General features: G+C 47.8%; 14 protein-coding genes. 5 read left to right on the top strand and 9 right to left on the bottom strand.

The window, feature by feature from the left end:
* Window positions 1-32: 32 nt before the first annotated feature.
* On the bottom strand, window positions 33-383 hold the full coding sequence (locus tag WG68_RS01905) for a Grx4 family monothiol glutaredoxin (RefSeq protein WP_046555928.1): 351 nt from the start codon (window positions 381-383) through the stop codon (window positions 33-35).
* Between the two features lie 243 nt (window positions 384-626).
* Here WG68_RS01905 and sodB point away from each other — a divergent pair, with 243 nt between their 5' ends.
* The 4 genes from sodB to WG68_RS01885 all read left to right on the top strand — a co-directional run bounded on the left by sodB (window position 627) and on the right by WG68_RS01885 (window position 6,219).
* Window positions 627-1,211 (top strand): superoxide dismutase [Fe], encoded by a 585-nt coding sequence (gene sodB / locus WG68_RS01900; RefSeq protein ID WP_046555927.1) that lies wholly within the window; start codon window positions 627-629, stop codon window positions 1,209-1,211.
* 282 nt (window positions 1,212-1,493) lie between these two features.
* On the top strand, window positions 1,494-3,416 hold the full coding sequence (locus WG68_RS01895; protein WP_046555926.1) for a PrkA family serine protein kinase: 1,923 nt from the start codon (window positions 1,494-1,496) through the stop codon (window positions 3,414-3,416).
* Window positions 3,417-3,429: 13 nt separating this feature from the next.
* On the top strand, window positions 3,430-4,695 hold the full coding sequence (locus WG68_RS01890; RefSeq protein ID WP_046555925.1) for a YeaH/YhbH family protein: 1,266 nt from the start codon (window positions 3,430-3,432) through the stop codon (window positions 4,693-4,695).
* A 9-nt stretch (window positions 4,696-4,704) separates the two neighbouring features.
* Window positions 4,705-6,219 (top strand): SpoVR family protein, encoded by a 1,515-nt coding sequence (locus WG68_RS01885; RefSeq protein ID WP_046555924.1) that lies wholly within the window; start codon window positions 4,705-4,707, stop codon window positions 6,217-6,219.
* Window positions 6,220-6,242: 23 nt separating this feature from the next.
* Here WG68_RS01885 and WG68_RS01880 read toward each other — a convergent pair whose 3' ends face one another.
* Both WG68_RS01880 and WG68_RS01875 read right to left on the bottom strand, forming a co-directional pair.
* Entirely contained in the window at window positions 6,243-7,220 is a 978-nt protein-coding gene (locus WG68_RS01880) for a sensor domain-containing diguanylate cyclase (protein ID WP_046555923.1), read from the bottom strand.
* A 2-nt stretch (window positions 7,221-7,222) separates the two neighbouring features.
* A complete protein-coding gene (locus WG68_RS01875; protein ID WP_046555993.1) occupies window positions 7,223-8,227 on the bottom strand; it encodes a response regulator in 1,005 nt (334 codons plus the stop codon).
* Between the two features lie 130 nt (window positions 8,228-8,357).
* On the opposite strand from WG68_RS01875, the gene tpx reads away from it, so the two are divergent.
* Window positions 8,358-8,978, top strand: a complete 621-nt coding sequence (gene tpx / locus WG68_RS01870; RefSeq protein WP_083981760.1) for a thiol peroxidase — start codon at window positions 8,358-8,360, stop codon at window positions 8,976-8,978.
* A gap of 147 nt (window positions 8,979-9,125) precedes the next feature.
* Here tpx and adk read toward each other — a convergent pair whose 3' ends face one another.
* From adk to dnaX, 6 genes are all read right to left on the bottom strand, one after another.
* Window positions 9,126-9,770 carry an adenylate kinase gene (gene adk / locus WG68_RS01865; RefSeq protein ID WP_046555922.1) on the bottom strand — a complete coding sequence of 215 codons (645 nt, stop codon included), beginning with the start codon at window positions 9,768-9,770 and terminating at the stop codon, window positions 9,126-9,128.
* A 221-nt stretch (window positions 9,771-9,991) separates the two neighbouring features.
* Window positions 9,992-11,923 (bottom strand): methyl-accepting chemotaxis protein, encoded by a 1,932-nt coding sequence (locus WG68_RS01860; RefSeq protein ID WP_046555921.1) that lies wholly within the window; start codon window positions 11,921-11,923, stop codon window positions 9,992-9,994.
* A gap of 134 nt (window positions 11,924-12,057) precedes the next feature.
* On the bottom strand, window positions 12,058-13,983 hold the full coding sequence (gene htpG, locus WG68_RS01855; protein WP_046555920.1) for a molecular chaperone HtpG: 1,926 nt from the start codon (window positions 13,981-13,983) through the stop codon (window positions 12,058-12,060).
* A 123-nt stretch (window positions 13,984-14,106) separates the two neighbouring features.
* Window positions 14,107-14,709 (bottom strand): recombination mediator RecR, encoded by a 603-nt coding sequence (gene recR / locus WG68_RS01850; protein WP_046555919.1) that lies wholly within the window; start codon window positions 14,707-14,709, stop codon window positions 14,107-14,109.
* A gap of 18 nt (window positions 14,710-14,727) precedes the next feature.
* Entirely contained in the window at window positions 14,728-15,054 is a 327-nt protein-coding gene (locus WG68_RS01845; protein ID WP_019674843.1) for a YbaB/EbfC family nucleoid-associated protein, read from the bottom strand.
* An 85-nt stretch (window positions 15,055-15,139) separates the two neighbouring features.
* Window positions 15,140-17,113, bottom strand: a complete 1,974-nt coding sequence (gene dnaX, locus WG68_RS01840) for a DNA polymerase III subunit gamma/tau (protein ID WP_046555918.1) — start codon at window positions 17,111-17,113, stop codon at window positions 15,140-15,142.
* Between the last annotated feature and the right edge of the window lie 36 nt (window positions 17,114-17,149).

The raw sequence follows: 17,149 nt of genomic DNA, 5'->3' as shown, positions 1-17,149 counted from the left end.
GTTTGTTTTACGGTTTACAACCAACCCATGGCTTATTCTGCGTCGGTGGCAGCATCCGCAGCGGGCATTTTTGCTGCTGTTGCTTTAATCAATGGCTGCAATTCACCGCGTTGGAACATTTCCAGGATAATATCACAGCCACCAATCAGCTCACCCTCAACCCACAACTGAGGAAAAGTTGGCCAGTTTGCATATTTTGGTAATTCAGCCCGAACGTCAGGGTGCTGCAATATATCAACAAAAGCAAATTGTGCACCACAGGCGATCAGGGCCTGTGAAGCCTGAGCAGAAAAGCCACAGCTGGGGAATTTTGGCGAGCCTTTCATAAATAACAAAATAGGGTTTTCAGCAATTTGCTGCTTAATTTTATCCAACGTCTCCATTTTTACCTCTGCAGAAACTAAACAATTTAGGCTATTTTACGCTTATCTTTACTGGCTGCCACTTGAGTTAACAAAAAAAAACCCAATATCTGACGTATCATTCTATAAACAGCAGGTTGTTTTTACCGAACCAGAGCAACCTGTTAAGCGTAAAACTGACACAAGTTAAAACTTGAGTAAATTAGTCAGGTTTTGTAGTCTACGCGATGCAGACATCTTTAACAACGAAAACGGAGCACAACAATGGCCTTTGAATTACCAGCATTACCTTATTCCAAAGACGCTTTAGCCCCTCATATTTCAGCAGAAACCCTGGAATACCACCACGGCAAGCATCACAATACTTATGTGGTTAAACTGAACGGTTTGATTGAAGGTACGCCGTTTGCCAACAAATCACTGGAAGAGATTATCCGCAGTTCAGAAGGTGGTGTGTTTAACAATGCCGCTCAGGTATGGAACCATACTTTTTACTGGCACTGCTTAACGCCAAACGGCGGCGGTGAACCAACTGGTGCGCTGGCCGATGCGATTAACGCAAAATGGGGGTCATTCGCTGAATTCCAAAAAGCGTTTAATGACAAGGCAGTAAATAACTTTGGTTCAAGCTGGACCTGGTTAGTGAAAAAAGCCGATGGCAGCCTGGATATTGTTAATACCAGCAATGCTGCTACTCCTATTCAGGATGCTACGCTAACCCCGGTACTGACTGTCGATTTGTGGGAACACGCGTATTATATCGATTATCGCAATGCCCGCCCAACCTATCTGGATGCATTCTGGGCATTAGTTAACTGGCAATTTGCTGCCAATAACTTCGCTAAATAAGATTTATTATACAGCCAGGGCTGTATCTGCATCTTCTAATACCCGGTTGCTACCGGGTATTCCCCCCCCCGCACACTACTGCTGTCACTCAAACCGCCTGTTACAATTTATAAGCTACTTTTGGTAAACCCGGCACGCTTGCGTTACGTATTGACCATACCACCAATAAAAAATATGAATATTTTCGGTTAATTAGGCAGGCAAAGTTGATTTTTACTGTCTAACCTTAACAACAACAGCAGCGAAATCAGGTTTTCCCACGAGCAATGGCTGGAGGTGCATATGAGCATTTTTGAGCACTACAAATCACGATATGAGGCCACCCGAGAAGAAGAATATAGTATCCAGGAGTTTCTGGCGCTGTGCAAAGACGACAAGAGTTGTTATGCCACGGCGGCCGAGCGTCTTTTATTAGCCATTGGTGAGCCAGAGCTCATCGACACCGCACAAGACCCAAAGTTAAGCCGGCTATTTTCTAACAGGATCATTGCCCGTTACCCGGCGTTTGCCGAATTCTACGGCATGGAAGATGCCATTGAACAAATCGTATCCTACTTAAAACATTCGGCGCAGGGGCTGGAAGAGCGTAAACAAATTTTATATTTGCTGGGACCGGTAGGCGGCGGTAAGTCATCACTGGCTGAAAAGTTAAAGCATTTGATGCAGCAGGTACCCATCTATTATTTAAAGGGCTCACCGGTATATGATCACCCACTGTCCCTGTTCGATGTCAACGAAGATGGCCGGATATTGCAAAAGGAATATGGCATTCCACCCCGTTATTTACGTAATATTTTATCGCCCTGGGCCACTAAACGGCTGCACGACTATAATGGCGACATCAGCCAGTTCCGGGTAGTCAAGAAGTACCCTTCTATTCTGGATCAAATTGCCATCGCCAAAACAGAACCTGGCGATGAGAATAACCAGGATATCGCGGCCTTGGTCGGTAAAGTTGATATTCGCAAGTTGGAACATTTTGCGCAGAACGATCCCGATGCCTACAGCTATTCCGGTGCCTTGTGCCGGGCCAATCAGGGCTTGATGGAATTTGTGGAAATGTTTAAAGCGCCGATTAAAGTGCTGCATCCACTGCTGACTGCCACGCAAGAGGGCAACTATAATGGCACCGAAGGGTTGTCCGCATTGCCGTTCGACGGCATTATTCTGGCACACAGCAACGAATCGGAATGGCAAAACTTTCGCAATAACAAAAATAATGAAGCCTTTCTCGATAGGGTTTACATTGTAAAAGTGCCTTATTGCCTGCGGGTCAATGAAGAGAAAAAAATCTATCAGAAACTGCTGGAGCACAGCGAGTTAAATACGGCGCCCTGTGCGCCCGGAACCTTAAGCTCACTGGCGCAGTTTGCCGTCTTGTCCCGGCTGAAGCAGCCAGAAAATTCCAGCATTTACTCCAAAATGCGGGTGTATGATGGTGAAAGTTTAAAAGATACCGATCCGAAAGCGAAATCCTATCAGGAATATCGCGATTATGCCGGTGTAGATGAAGGCATGACAGGTTTATCAACCCGTTTTGCCTTCAAAATTTTATCGCGGGTATTCAATTTTGACAGCACTGAAGTGGCGGCCAATCCGGTCCATTTGTTCTATGTGTTAGAGCAGCAAATCGAGCGCGAGCAATTTGCTGGTGACGTTGCAGAGCGCTACCTTGAACACTTAAAAGGCTATCTTATCCCTAAGTATATTGAATTTATTGGTAAAGAAATTCAGACGGCCTATCTGGAGTCGTACTCTGAGTATGGCCAGAATATCTTTGACCGTTATGTGATCTATGCTGACTTCTGGATCCAGGATCAGGAATATCGCGACCCGGAAACCGGCCAGTTGTTTGACCGGGCCGCATTAAACGCTGAACTGGAGAAAATAGAAAAGCCTGCCGGGATCAGTAACCCTAAAGATTTTCGCAATGAAATCGTTAATTTTGTGCTGCGGGCTAAGGCTAAAAATAACGGTAAAAACCCACTTTGGACCAGTTATGAAAAACTGCGCACCGTTATCGAGAAGAAAATGTTTTCCAGTACTGAAGACTTACTGCCTGTTATTTCCTTTAATGCTAAAACCTCGACCGAAGATCAGAAAAAACACGATGATTTTGTTAACCGGATGATGGAGAAAGGCTACACCGGTAAGCAAGTCAGGCTGCTGTCGGAATGGTATTTGCGGGTTCGCAAATCACAATAATGCCGGAGGTAGTATGGCGCACTTTATTGACCGTCGACTCAATGGCAAAAACAAAAGCGCTGTTAACCGGCAGCGCTTTATCCGGCGCTATAAGCAGCAAATTAAAAAAGCGGTAGCAGATGCGATTAGTGAGCGCAGTGTTACTGATATCAGTAGTGGCGAAAATGTGACTATTCCGCGCAAAGATATTACTGAGCCGTTTTTTCATCAGGGCAAAGGCGGCCGCCGTCAGATTATTCATCCGGGCAATGACCAGTTCAGCGAGGGAGATCGTATACCACGGCCCCAGGGGGGCGCAGGCGGCAGCGGTAAAGGTGATGCCAGTGCAGATGGTGAAGGTAGCGACGATTTTGTATTCAGTATTTCTAAAGATGAATATCTGGATCTGTTATTTGAAGATCTGGCGCTACCTAACCTGCAAAAAAACCAACTTGATAAACTGGTGCAGTATAAAAGTGTCAGAGCCGGCTTCCGTGCTGAAGGGGTGCCAAGCAATATAGATATCGTCCGCTCATTGCGCGGTTCACTGGCCAGGCGGATAGCGATGACCGCTGGTAAAAAAAAGGCCCTGGCCGAACTGGAAGCACAACTGCAAGCGCTGGAGCAACAGCCAGTACCCGATCAGCAACAGCGACTGCAGCTGTTAGAACAGATCGCGTCATTAAAAGCCAGAATTGCTGGCGTGCCTTTTATCGATAGTTTTGATTTGCGCTTTCGTAACTATCAGAAAAGACCGGAACCCACCAGCAAAGCGGTAATGTTTTGCCTGATGGATGTGTCCGGTTCGATGGATCAAGCCACCAAGGATATGGCAAAACGTTTTTATATTTTGTTGTATTTATTTTTAAGCCGCAGCTATAAAAATGTCGAAGTAGTTTATATACGGCATCACACTCAGGCAAAAGAAGTGGATGAGCAGGAGTTTTTCTACTCGCAGGAAACCGGCGGCACCATAGTGTCATCAGCACTAAAGCTGATGCACGAGATTATCGTTGAACGTTATGACCCGGTGCAATGGAACATTTATGCGGCACAGGCATCGGATGGTGATAACTGGACTGACGATAGCGCACCCTGCGCGGCCTTGCTGGCGAACAAACTGTTACCCCTGGTCAGGTATTACGCTTATATCGAGATCACGCCCCGGGCACACCAAAGCCTGTGGCTGGAATATGAAAAACTACTGGCAAGCCACGATAATATGGCAATCGAACATATTCGCGAACTCTCTGATATTTATCCGGTGTTCCGGCAGCTTTTCAAAAAACAGGCTGCCTGAGGAGATACTATGGCAAAAGCGCAAACTCGCTCTGAATGCTTGCCCGATGGCCCAGACTGGACTTTCGATTTACTTGATGCATATCATCAGGAGATTGCCCGGGTAGCGCGCCACTACCAACTTGATACCTACCCTAATCAAATTGAAGTGATCACCGCTGAACAAATGATGGATGCTTACTCCAGTGTTGGCATGCCACTAGGCTACCATCATTGGTCGTATGGCAAAAAATTTATTCAAACTGAGCAAAATTATAAGCGCGGCTATATGGGGCTGGCTTATGAAATTGTGATTAACTCCAACCCTTGCATCGCCTACCTGATGGAAGAAAACACCATTACCATGCAGGCACTGGTGATGGCCCACGCCAGTTATGGTCACAATTCTTTTTTTAAAAACAACTACCTGTTTAAAACCTGGACCGACGCCGGCTCTATTATCGATTACCTGGTATTTGCCAAAAACTATATTAGTCGGTGCGAAGAAAAATATGGCATTACGGAGGTCGAGGATACGCTCGATTCCTGTCATGCGCTGATGAATTATGGTGTTGACCGTTATAAACGGCCGCAGAAAATTTCTCTGGAAATTGAGCAGAAGCGCCAGCAGGAGCGAGAAGCTTACCTGCAAAGTCAGGTCAATGATTTATGGCGGACCATTCCATTAAAAGCCAGCAGCGAAGAACAGCGCATGCAACGCTTCCCGGGGGAACCGCAGGAAAATCTGCTGTACTTTATCGAAAAAAACGCACCGCTGCTCAAACCCTGGCAGCGGGAAATTGTGCGGATTGTCCGCAAAATCTCCCAGTATTTCTATCCGCAAAAACAAACCCAGGTGATGAATGAAGGCTGGGCGACCTTTTGGCACTACACCATTTTGCAGCACCTGTACGATGAAGGTAAAGTCAGTGATCGCTTTATGCTGGAAGTGTTGCACAGCCACACCAATGTCGTGGCACAGCCTGAATATAACAGCAAATATTACTCAGGCATTAACCCCTATGCCCTGGGGTTTGCCATGTTTACCGATATCCGGCGCATTTGCGAGCATCCTACGGCAGAGGATAAAGAGTGGTTTCCTGACATTGCCGGTAGCAACTGGCTGGAGACCTTGCATTTTGCTATGCAAAACTTTAAAGACGAAAGCTTTATCGGTCAGTATTTATCACCAAAAGTGATCCGCGATTTTCATTTATTTGCCATTGTTGACGATGACCAAGCGAACACCCTGGAAGTCAGTGCTATTCATAATGCGGAGGGCTATCAACGGATCCGGCAAATGTTGTCGGCCCAGTATAATCTGAGCCAGATTGAACCCAACATTCAGGTGTACAACGTCAATGTTAACACCGACCGGGCCTTAACCTTGCGCTATATTCCACAGCAGCGGGTGCCACTGGCCGACAATGCCGCTGAAGTGCTGAAACATTTGCACCGGTTATGGGGTTTCGAAGTAATCTTAGAGCAGCTAAACGAGGATGGCAGCAATGAGTTACTGGCGCGTTGCCCTCTCAGTGCGGAGTAACGCTGTCGTGATCTAGCCTGACCTTAAGCTGGTTCAGAGCTATAACAGGTAACTTTGTTTCTGCCATCAACCTTAGACTGGTACAAGGCGTTGTCGGCCGCTTCTATCCAGTGCCGGTGCTCCTGCATGCCAACGTCACGTTCTGCCAGCCCCAAACTAATGGTGACATTAAGTACCATCTTGTTGTAGCTAATCGCCAATATCGCCACTTGCTGCCGAATACGTTCCGCCAGACACTGAGCCTGCTCCAGTGAAGTATCCACCAGCAGAATGGCAAACTCCTCACCACCGTAACGACCAGCCAGATCTGTAGTGCGAATATTAGCTTTAATTACATCGGCAACTTTGCGGATCACCTCATCGCCAGCAGTATGGCCATAGGTATCATTGACGCGTTTAAAATGGTCAATGTCGCACATCAGCAAGGTACTATGATGCTGACTGTAGCGTTGCAAGCGATTAAACTCCTGGATCAGGGCATCTTCCCAGTGACCACGGGTGCTTAACTGGGTTAGAAAATCGGTTTTTGATAGCTGCTGCAAGCGGCCATTCATTGACTCCAGCTCAGTGCGGCTGACAGCTGCGTCTGTTACATCGTATATAATAATGCACAAATGCGTAACCTGACCGCGGGTATCAGTCAGCGGAAAAATGGTACTGTTCTGGTACATATATTCAGCACTACCGGTAATCGGCCGGTAGTTTTTAAACTTAAAAATATAAGGCCGTTGCTCCCAGATAGTAAAAGCCCTGTTTTTTAATAATATGACCGGATCGCATTTTCGCCTTAACCATTGCTCATCAATTTCAGGAAATAAGTCAAACAGATAACGTTCCCTGACCTGCCGTGGCGTCAGACCACTGTGGCTTTCCATAAAACCATTCCATACCTGGATCCGATAATCACTGTTTAACACTACTAAACCAACATCCACCGTCTGGAACATATCCATTAACCAATGAATTTCAGATACATCAAACTCGGCGTTGGTTAAACTCATGGCTATTCTTCCAGTAAAAAAGCAACTTTGTGCTTCAGGGTTTTTACACTGTCTTCGGTAAACAATAACAGCAAATCGCAGTTAATATTGTAGTTTTCAATACCATAACTCAGTTCTATTGCCAGGGTTTTGCGCCAGCGTCTGGCGTTTGTCTTAATTAACTCGCTGACAGGCGCATGCTGCCCTAATACCACCGGGTGGCCCTGGCTAAACGTCATGTCTAATTGCTCAGCAATACCTTTAAGTACCGCACCAATTAAGATGTTGGCAACATCCATCAGCAATTCCAGCTCGGTGGATGGGGTTAACTCGCCCTGAAAATTAAGCAGACTGGCAATATCTTTAAAACTGGAGTCAGTCAGAATTAACAAGGCTTCGCCAGCAACACCACCACCAATAAAGCCCTGACACACCGCAGAGGTAGACGAGTGCTGCTCAACCGACGCCAGTGCCATATGCAGCTCGCTTACTTCAATAACATTAACATTGGGAATAGGCAGCTTCACAAATACATTTAACAACCGAGCCAGTAAATCACCGGCCTGGCCCATCGCTACGTTAGTGATTTCCTGAAAGACGTCACGCATCTCTGCGTTAAGTTCAGTATCTATGCTGCGCTTCGCTGCGCGCTGTGTTTCGGGGGCGCGTAAACTGACACTTTGCATTATGGCTTGTAGTTTAGCGGTATCAACCGGCTTGCGGATAAAGTCCAGCGCACCCAACGCCATCACCCGCTGATACGCCTCAGGTTGCACGTCGCCGGACACCACCACCACTTTGACCTCAATCTGGCGTTTTTTTAACTCCGCCAACACCTGATATCCATCCATAATAGGCATATTTAAATCAAGGAATAGCCAGTCAATCTGCTCTTTTTCAAGGGTTGCCAGTGCATCAGCACCATGGCCGGCAAAATGAACCCGCTCTTGCCAGTCCTGTGGTAAGATCCGGGCAAGTTGCTTGCGTGCCAGATTAGAGTCATCACAAATTAATACTGCGGTGGTCATTGGGCACTCACTTAAACACAACATGTGTTTATAATAGACGCAAAACTGGCAGCGATAACAGCAATAATATCAAATAAATTGCGTTGTTAGCTTAAATACTATTTGTTTCCAGATAATTAGGACACCAATTATGATGAAGCTACTCAGAAAACACTGCGCCATCCCTGCCATTATTAGCGCGGGGCTACTTAGCCTGCCCGCACTGGCAATTGATCTTACCGCCCAGTTGCCCAGCAGAATCAGTGAGGTAAAAGCCGGTAACCAGCAAGTCGTGCTGCTCGGGCAGGAACTTACTGTCGGTCAGCGCGCGCCCGCCTTTAAGGTCGTGGATAACAATTTTAAAACGGTACAACTAAGCGATTTTAGCGGTAAAACTGTGTTAATCAGTGTGATCCCCAGCGTAGACACTGGTATTTGTTCGTTGCAAACCAAGCGCTTTAACAGTGAAGTCGCTAATTTGCCAGATGAGGTGGTGTTATTAACCATTAGCACCGATCTGCCTTTTGCCCAGAAGCGTTACTGTCAGCAAGAGCAAGTAGCAGATATGGCGGTAGTTTCCGATGCAGTATGGCGTGATTTTGGCAGTAACTATGGTTTACTTATTAAAGATATGGGATTGCTGACCCGGGCAATTTTATTGATCGACAATAAAGGTCATTTGCAGTACCAACAATTAGTGCCTGAATTAGCGCAGGAACCGGATTATGCCGACGCACTGACTGCCCTGGCTGAGTTGCTGAAAAAGTCTTAACACTCTATCTTAAAATTTATTTTCACTACGCTTGAAAAAAGCTTACTTTAGCGCCACTTAGAATATAGCCTACAGCAAAAAGCCCTCATTCGAGGGCTTCTTTTTCAGCACGGTCAGAAAGCTTTCCTGCCTGCACGGCGTAATGATTTAATCTAGCAATTTTACCAACTGAGCACTGATGTCATCTACCGGCTGAGTGCCATCAACGTAATGATACTGGGTAGCACCGGCCTCTGCCGCTTTACGATAATAACCGACCAGCAGCTCGGTTTGCTCGTGGTAAATCGCCAGTCGCTTGCGCACGGTCGCTTCGACATCGTCGGCACGGATCACTAAGTCTTCACCGGTTTCATCATCTTTGCCGGCAACTTTTGGTGGGTTGTATTTCAGATGATACACACGGCCTGAAGCAGGATGCACCCGACGGCCACTCATCCGCTCTACAATAATATCGTCTGGCACGTCAAACTCAATAACATGGTCTACCACCACGCCGTTATCCTGCATGGCATCGGCTTGCGGGATAGTGCGTGGAAAACCGTCAAGCAAAAAACCTTTGCTACAATCGTCTTTGGTAATCCGTTCTTTTACCAGACCAATAATAATGTCATCGGACACTAACTGTCCGGCGTCCATTACCTGCTTTGCAGCCAAGCCAAGTTCGGTACCTTCTTTGATGGCTGAGCGCAGCATATCACCGGTTGAGATTTGCGGGATCCCATATTTGTTCATTAAAAATTGTGCCTGAGTGCCTTTCCCGGCCCCCGGGGCCCCCAACAAAATGATACGCATAACAACAGCCTCGTGTTCTCGGATTATTCAATTATTTACAATAACCGAATCTTTACACAATGTGCTTGCTGAGACAAGAAATTTGTCTACTGGTGCTACCTGAGGTCGCGTATTCATTAGCCTTTAGTCGATAGCCTTGCAAACTGCAGGCTCTGACACATTTTTGCGACTAAAGCTGTGAAAACCACAGCTTTTCTATCTGTTACCAGAGCTAATATCGACTAAAGTCTGAAGCGGCGAACCAGCTCCTGCAACTGTTCAGCCAATGCTGACAAGGCATCACTGGCACTGGCCGATTGCACCACATTTTCACTATTTTGCACAGCAACGTCACTAATCCGGTGAATATTCTGGTTAATGTCACGCGATACGGTAGTTTGCTGCTCAGTGGCACTGGCTATCTGATGCGCAGTACTGCTGATAAGCTCCACCGCCTCACTAATCGCCAGCAGTGCCTGACTTGCACTCCCAGCTCGTTCTGCAGTTGCTTTAGCTGAGCTTTCACTGCTTTGATTAGCTTTTACAGCACGCTCAGTACCGGTTTGCAGCTTTTCAATCATTTGTTTTATTTCAGTAGTGGAATCTTTGGTGCGGCTGGCCAGGGTCCGGACTTCATCGGCCACTACCGCAAAACCGCGGCCACTTTCTCCGGCTCTCGCCGCTTCAATAGCCGCGTTCAATGCCAGTAAATTAGTTTGCTCGGCTATGCTTTCAATAACCTGCAAAATGCTACCAATATGATCGCTATCTTGTTTGAGTAAATTAATAATTTCAGAGGCTTTACTAACTTCAGCGGATAACTTATCCAAATCCTGCAAAGTTGTACTGACTATTTGCTGGCCATGTGCCGTGTCACGCTCTGCCGCCGATGCTGCCTGTGCGGCTTGTTGCGTATTGCGCGAGACTTCTTCCAAAGAGGTAGTCATCTGGTTCATCGCTACTGCAGAGTTATTAATTTCACTATTTTGCTGCTCAATTCCATAGCGTGTCTGCTCATTAATTTGTGCCAATTCGGTAGCCGCAGACGCAACCTGATCAGAGTAGTTACCTACCTGTCCAATCATTTTACGCAAGTTTTGCTGCATACTGGCAATAGACGCCAGTAAGCTATGAGTGTCACCGGCTTTTAAGACAATGTCAGCTGTCAAATCACCTTCAGCCACCTGATGCACCGCGGCAGCGGCATATTCAGGTTCACCACCAAGCAATTTAGTCACACTGCGCACCAGTAAAATGCATATCAGCGCCGCTACAATTAGCACCACGACTGAAATCAGGATCAAGGTTCTGAGCATACTACTTACCGCTGCTAACGCTTCGGCTTCGCGGCTTTCCAATACCAGCGACCAACCCAACATCGGGATATAATTATAACTGCCAATAACCTTAACATTAGCTGCATTGGAGTAATGACCAATACCGCTACGCTTAGCGCGGGTAGCATCTGCAGCAATAGTCGTAAGTGGGCCGCTGGCATTGCGTAATGACAGCGCGTCGGTAATGGCGGCACCTTCATTATCCAGTAGATATATTTCAGTATAGCTGTCGTGACTAAGTGCATTAACCATGTCAAAAATGGTACTTAGTTGCACCGCACCACGCATAACACCGACAACCTGACCATTATGCCTGATAGGAATAGCAACCGTACTAACCCTGGCACCGGTCGCTCTGGACACTATCGGTTGGGAAAAGCTATCCTGGCCGGCAATCGCCTGACGAAACCAGGCACGGTCTGCCACATTAAAATCCTGCGCTTCACCAGCACTGAGCACTCTTGCCTGGCCATTAGCATAACTGACCCCCGTTTGCCCCCTGCCATCTGGCCCCACCACAAAAATGGTATCGTAATACCCCTGACTTTGCGCCAACACCTGCATCAAACTGGCACTGAGCCCTAAATCACCTTGTTGCACCTGAGGTAAGCTGGCCAGATATCGCATTTCTTCCTGGCGTACCAGCAACCAATTGCTAAAAGCTTTGGCATTAGCACCACCGCCTTCCTGTAAACTACTGAGCACCGCTTCGGTGCGTGAATTCTTATACTCAATAAAAACCAGACTGGTCAGCACAATAATAGCGACTAAAATAAGGCCTACCATACTGACCGTCAGCCGCACGCCCAGACTTAAACGCCTCCAGCTTGCTAACATTACGTTCCCCTAATCCTGATATCGATATGGGTCTGAGTATAGTTATAAATCAGCAAGATGCGAGTTAGCACTTATAAATAAAAAGCCCGCCGGCGTTGGTACAACCGGCGGGCTGAGTCACTATAACTGGTCGGTTACTTTGCTAAAGCTAACAGTAAGTTATTTAACCTGGTGACATAACCGGCCGGGTTTTTCAGGCTACCACGCTCAGCCAGTAAAGCTTGCTCAAACAATACCTGCGCCCATTCGTTAAAGCGGGCATCATCAGTTTCATCGGCAATATGTTTTACCAGCAGATGCTCGGGGTTTAACTCGAATATCGGCTTCACATCCGGCACTTTCTGGCCAACCGACTCCATCAGTTTTAACATCTGGGTACTCATATCGTGCTCGTCAGTCACAATACACGCCGGGCTATCGGTTAAGCGATGGCTCACCTTGACATCTTTAACCTCGTCACCCAGTGCCGTTTTAAAGCGCGTCAACACACTGGCAAAGGCTTCTGCGGTTTCCTGCTGGGCTTTTTTGGTTTCTTCATCATCCAGATTCGATAAATCTAAACCACCTTTGGCTACTGAGCGCAGTTTTTTGCCGTCAAACTCTGGCAGGTGCTGAATTAACCACTCGTCTATCCGATCCGACAGCAGCAAGACTTCAATACCTTTTTTACGGAACACTTCTAAATGCGGGCTATGCTTGGCTGCCTGATAGCTGTCGGCAACCACATAGTAAATGTCATCCTGGCCTTCTTTCATTCGACCGATATAATCTGCCAGCGCCACGTTCTGGCTAGCGTCGTCGTTGTGGGTAGAGGCAAAGCGCAGCAAGCCGGCAATTTGCTCCTTATTCACCATATCTTCAGCCGGGCCTTCTTTTAGCACCTGGCCAAACTCGTCCCAGAACAATTGGTACTGCTCAGGGTCTTTCGCCAGCTTTTCCAGCATTTTCAAAGTACGGCTGGTGCAGCCTTTACGCAGGCTCTGCGTCACTTTAGTGTCTTGCAGAATTTCCCGGGATACGTTTAACGGTAAATCACTGGAATCCAGCACGCCTTTAATAAAGCGCAGGTAACTTGGCATAAACTGTTCAGCATCATCCATAATAAAAACGCGCTGCACATACAGTTTCAGGCCATGCTTCGCCTCGCGGTTCCACATATCAAATGGCGCCTTTTTTGGCACATACAGTAAACTGGTGTAATTGCTACTGCCTTCCACTTTGTTATGACTCCAGCTAAGGGGCTCACTCCAGTCGTGTGAAATATGTTTGTAAAACTCCTGATACTCGGCCTCAGTCAGCTCAGATTTGTCCCGGGTCCACAGCGCAGTGGCTTTATTCACCGCATGCCAATTGCCTGCTATGGCCGCTATCGTCTCGCCGTCTTCCTCACGCTCCGGACTACCTTCCTGCCACATCTCTACCGGAATACTAATATGATCAGAGTATTTGGTAATAATGCTTTCAACCTTCCAACGGCTTAAGAATTCATCTTCGCCTTCGCGCAGGTGCAAAATAATATCGGTACCGCGCCCCTCTTTAGTCACAGGTGCTAATGTATACTCCCCTTCACCAGCCGACTCCCACTCTACCGCTTGCGCAGCGCCAGCTTTGCGGGTGCGCACAGTGACTTTATCCGCAACAATAAACGCTGAATAAAACCCCACCCCAAACTGACCGATTAACTTGGAATCTTTAGTTTGATCACCCGATAACTGCGAGAAAAACTCCTTGGTACCCGACTTGGCAATAGTACCCAGATGGGAAATGACTTCTTCTTCAGTCATACCAATACCGTTATCGCTGACGGTCAGGGTGCGGTTCGCTTCATCCAAACTGATCCGTACTCTTAGTTCGCCATCGTTGCCATACAGGCTCGAGTCAGACAAGGCCAGAAAACGTAGCTTGTCTGCAGCATCAGAAGCATTAGATACCAATTCACGCAGGAAGATTTCTTTATTGGAATACAGTGAATGGATCATCAGGTTCAGCAGTTGTTTTACTTCAGCCTGAAAGCCATGAGTCTGCTTCTGACCAGGATTAGTGGCAGTATTATCACTCATTATTGGGGTCCTCGAACGTAGTTTTCACGAAATAATAAGGCGCAACTGCGCCGCTCAGTTGCCTGTTATATGGGGTAACAGCCAACCGAATTCAAGCCAAAAAACATTATCAGGAGAAATTGTTTAAAAGGTTTTCCGGCCACTAAAGGCATGCGATAGGGTGGTACCGTCGATATATTCCAGTTCTCCGCCTACTGGCACACCCTGGGCCAGGCGGGTGACTGCAATCTGGTGTTTATGGCACAGCTCAGCCAGATAAAAAGCGGTGGCATCACCTTCCACAGTGGGATTCGTTGCCAGGATCACTTCACTGATCTGGCCTTTAGCCAGTTGTTTATCAAGTTGTTGCAACCCCAGCTCAGCAGGCCCGATGCCGTCTAACGGCGAAATATAACCCATTAGTACAAAATACAAGCCGTTAAACTGGCCAGTATGTTCTATTGCCAGCTGATCAGATGCTGAACCGACAATACATAAAGTGCCAGCTTGCTGGCGCACGGGATCGGCACACAGCGCGCAAATCTCAGTTTCACAAAACGTCCGGCAACACTGGCAATGTCCAACCTGCTGCATGGCTTTACTTAATGCCGCCCCCAGCCGCGCACCGCCTTCACGGTTGCGTTCCAGCAACTGAAACGCCATGCGCTGCGCTGATTTAGGCCCAACACCGGGCAAAACCCGCAACGCTTCGATCAACTGCTGAACCAGGGGTGCCAGTTTGCTCATACTGCTGTACTGCCTTTACTAAAACGGAAGTTTCATACCAGGCGGTAATTGCATACCACCGGTCACTTTGGCCATTTGTTCTTTGTTGTTATCTTCCACCCGGCGCACCGCATCATTTAAGGCTGCGGCTACCAAATCTTCCAGCATCTCTTTGTCATCAGCCAGTAAGCTGTCGTCAATTTCCACCCGGCGCACATTGTGGCTACCTGTCATGGTAATTTTAACCAGACCCGCGCCCGACTCGCCAGTGACTTCCATATTGGCAATCTCAGCTTGCACCTTTTGCATCTTTTCCTGCATGGCTTGCGCCTGCTTCATAATGTTACCCATACCACCTTTAAACATAGCTTTATCTCTCTTTTAAAATTGTTGGCGCAAGATAATCAGTTCCGCCATAAATTACAAGTTAAGCAACTGATGCCAACCTGCGCTAATTAACCTGCAGGGTATCTAACAGCAAGCTGGCAGCAAACTGCTGCTGCAATTGCTGTATCTTAGGGTCGTCCTGCATTAAGCGACTGACATAGCTTATCCGTTCCTGCTCAATCCGCTGTTGAATGGCCAGTGGACATTGCAATACCTCATGACTATAACTTACTTGCAATTGCAGTGGCTCACCAATTGCATCGCTTAGCAGCCTCAGCAATTCCTGCCGGAAATCGGCTTTATCCAGATGTTGTTGGCTCTGGTGTACCAGCAATGTCAGTTGTTGCTGTTGTAACTGCATAGCGCTGTTCAGTAAAAACAGCCGCATCAACCCCCCCACCGGCATCTTCTCAATTAACGCTGCCCAGCTATCTACCTCTGCAGCATAGCGAATCGAAAAGTTCTGCTCGTTAATTTCGCCGCTAAATTCTTTTGCCGGTTCAGCTTGCTGGTGGCTTTGCTGCCACAACGAATTTAACATCGCTATATTCGCCGGGTCTTCCGGATACAGCTGTTCAGGTTCAGCTTCAGCCTCATCCGGGTAAGATACTGCTACCCCCTTTGCTGGCTCGGCAGGCACCGGTACTGGCCGGTGCTCAGACTTTTTTGGCGGTGGCGCCTCAGCATCCGACGTTAAGCCGCGGCGTTTAATAATACTGGCAGTTAATGCATCGATACTGCCTGGCAGCGAACGCGTTGTATCTGATGAGGCCGTTTCAGCAAGGTCTGCGGGCGGCGCTGGCGCCATGGCAACAGACGACACGGTACCACTGACTAAGCGCTCAGGCGGTGGTTCAACAGCGGCAGGTGCCGCCGCTACCACCTTAGCAGCGCCAGCCACTCTTGCGGCCTCTGGCTGGGGTGTTGCAACATTGGTTGTCGCTTGTATTGCAGCAGGAGCCGGTACAAATGCCAGCGCTCTTAATAACGCCATCTCCAGGCCGGTGCGCTGATCCGGAGCAAAGTTCAATTCTCGCTTACCACTAATCAACAATTGATAATATAACTGTAAAGCTTCCGGGCTTTGGCTGGCAGCCAGTTCAGCGACAAATTCAGGCTGCTCTGACAATTGCGCCGCAGCTGGCTCTAGCTGGGTTAACGCTCCCTGATGTAGTAGGCTTAGCATGTCGTCTAACACCCGGCTGTAATCGCTGTGCTGACTAATAAGGGCTTGTAATTCGGCCTGCATGGCCGGGTAATCGTGCCTTAAAATGGCGCTGAGAATAGCACTGGCAAATTGCTGATCTAAAAACCCCAGCATATCGCGCACCGCTTCCTTCGTCAGCTGGCTGTTACTCTGTGCTATCGCCTGATCAGTTAAACTAAGGGAATCGCGCACACTGCCATTGGCAGCCTTAGCCAGCAAGGCCAAAGCCGCTGTGTCAAAAGAGATCTGCTCGGCAGTTAACACCTGCGCCAGATGACCGGCGATCTGATCCGGACTTAACGCTTTTAAACTGAATTGCAGGCAGCGTGACAATACCGTTACCGGTAATTTTTGCGGATCGGTGGTCGCCAGCAGAAATTTCACATGCGGCGGGGGCTCTTCCAGGGTTTTAAGTAAAGCATTAAAACTATGACGCGACAGCATGTGCACTTCGTCTATCAGGTACACTTTAAAGCGACCGCGGCTGGGTGCATATTGCACGTTATCCAGCAAATCGCGGGTATCTTCTACCTTGGTTCGCGACGCGGCATCTATCTCCAGCAAATCAACAAAGTTACCGGCGTCAATCTCCAGGCAAGCACTGCATACACCACAAGGCGTTGCGGTGACGCCGGTTTCACAATTTAAACTTTTGGCAAAAATACGGGCGATAGTCGTTTTGCCTACCCCGCGGGTGCCGGTAAACAAATAGGCATGATGCAAACGGCTGCTAGTCAAAGCATTGCTAAGGGCCGTTTTAACATGGCCCTGGCCAACCAGTTCAGCGAACTGCTTTGGCCGCCACTTGCGCGCTAAAACCTGATAACTCATGTTACAGCCTGATGCCAATAAATAAGGTGTGGCACT

It is taken from the genome of Arsukibacterium ikkense (assembly GCF_000987775.1).
GTDB classification, from domain to species: domain Bacteria; phylum Pseudomonadota; class Gammaproteobacteria; order Enterobacterales; family Alteromonadaceae; genus Alishewanella; species Alishewanella ikkense.
The sequence above is the reverse complement of the archived record's forward strand: the minus strand, read 5'-3'. Positions and strand labels throughout refer to the sequence as shown.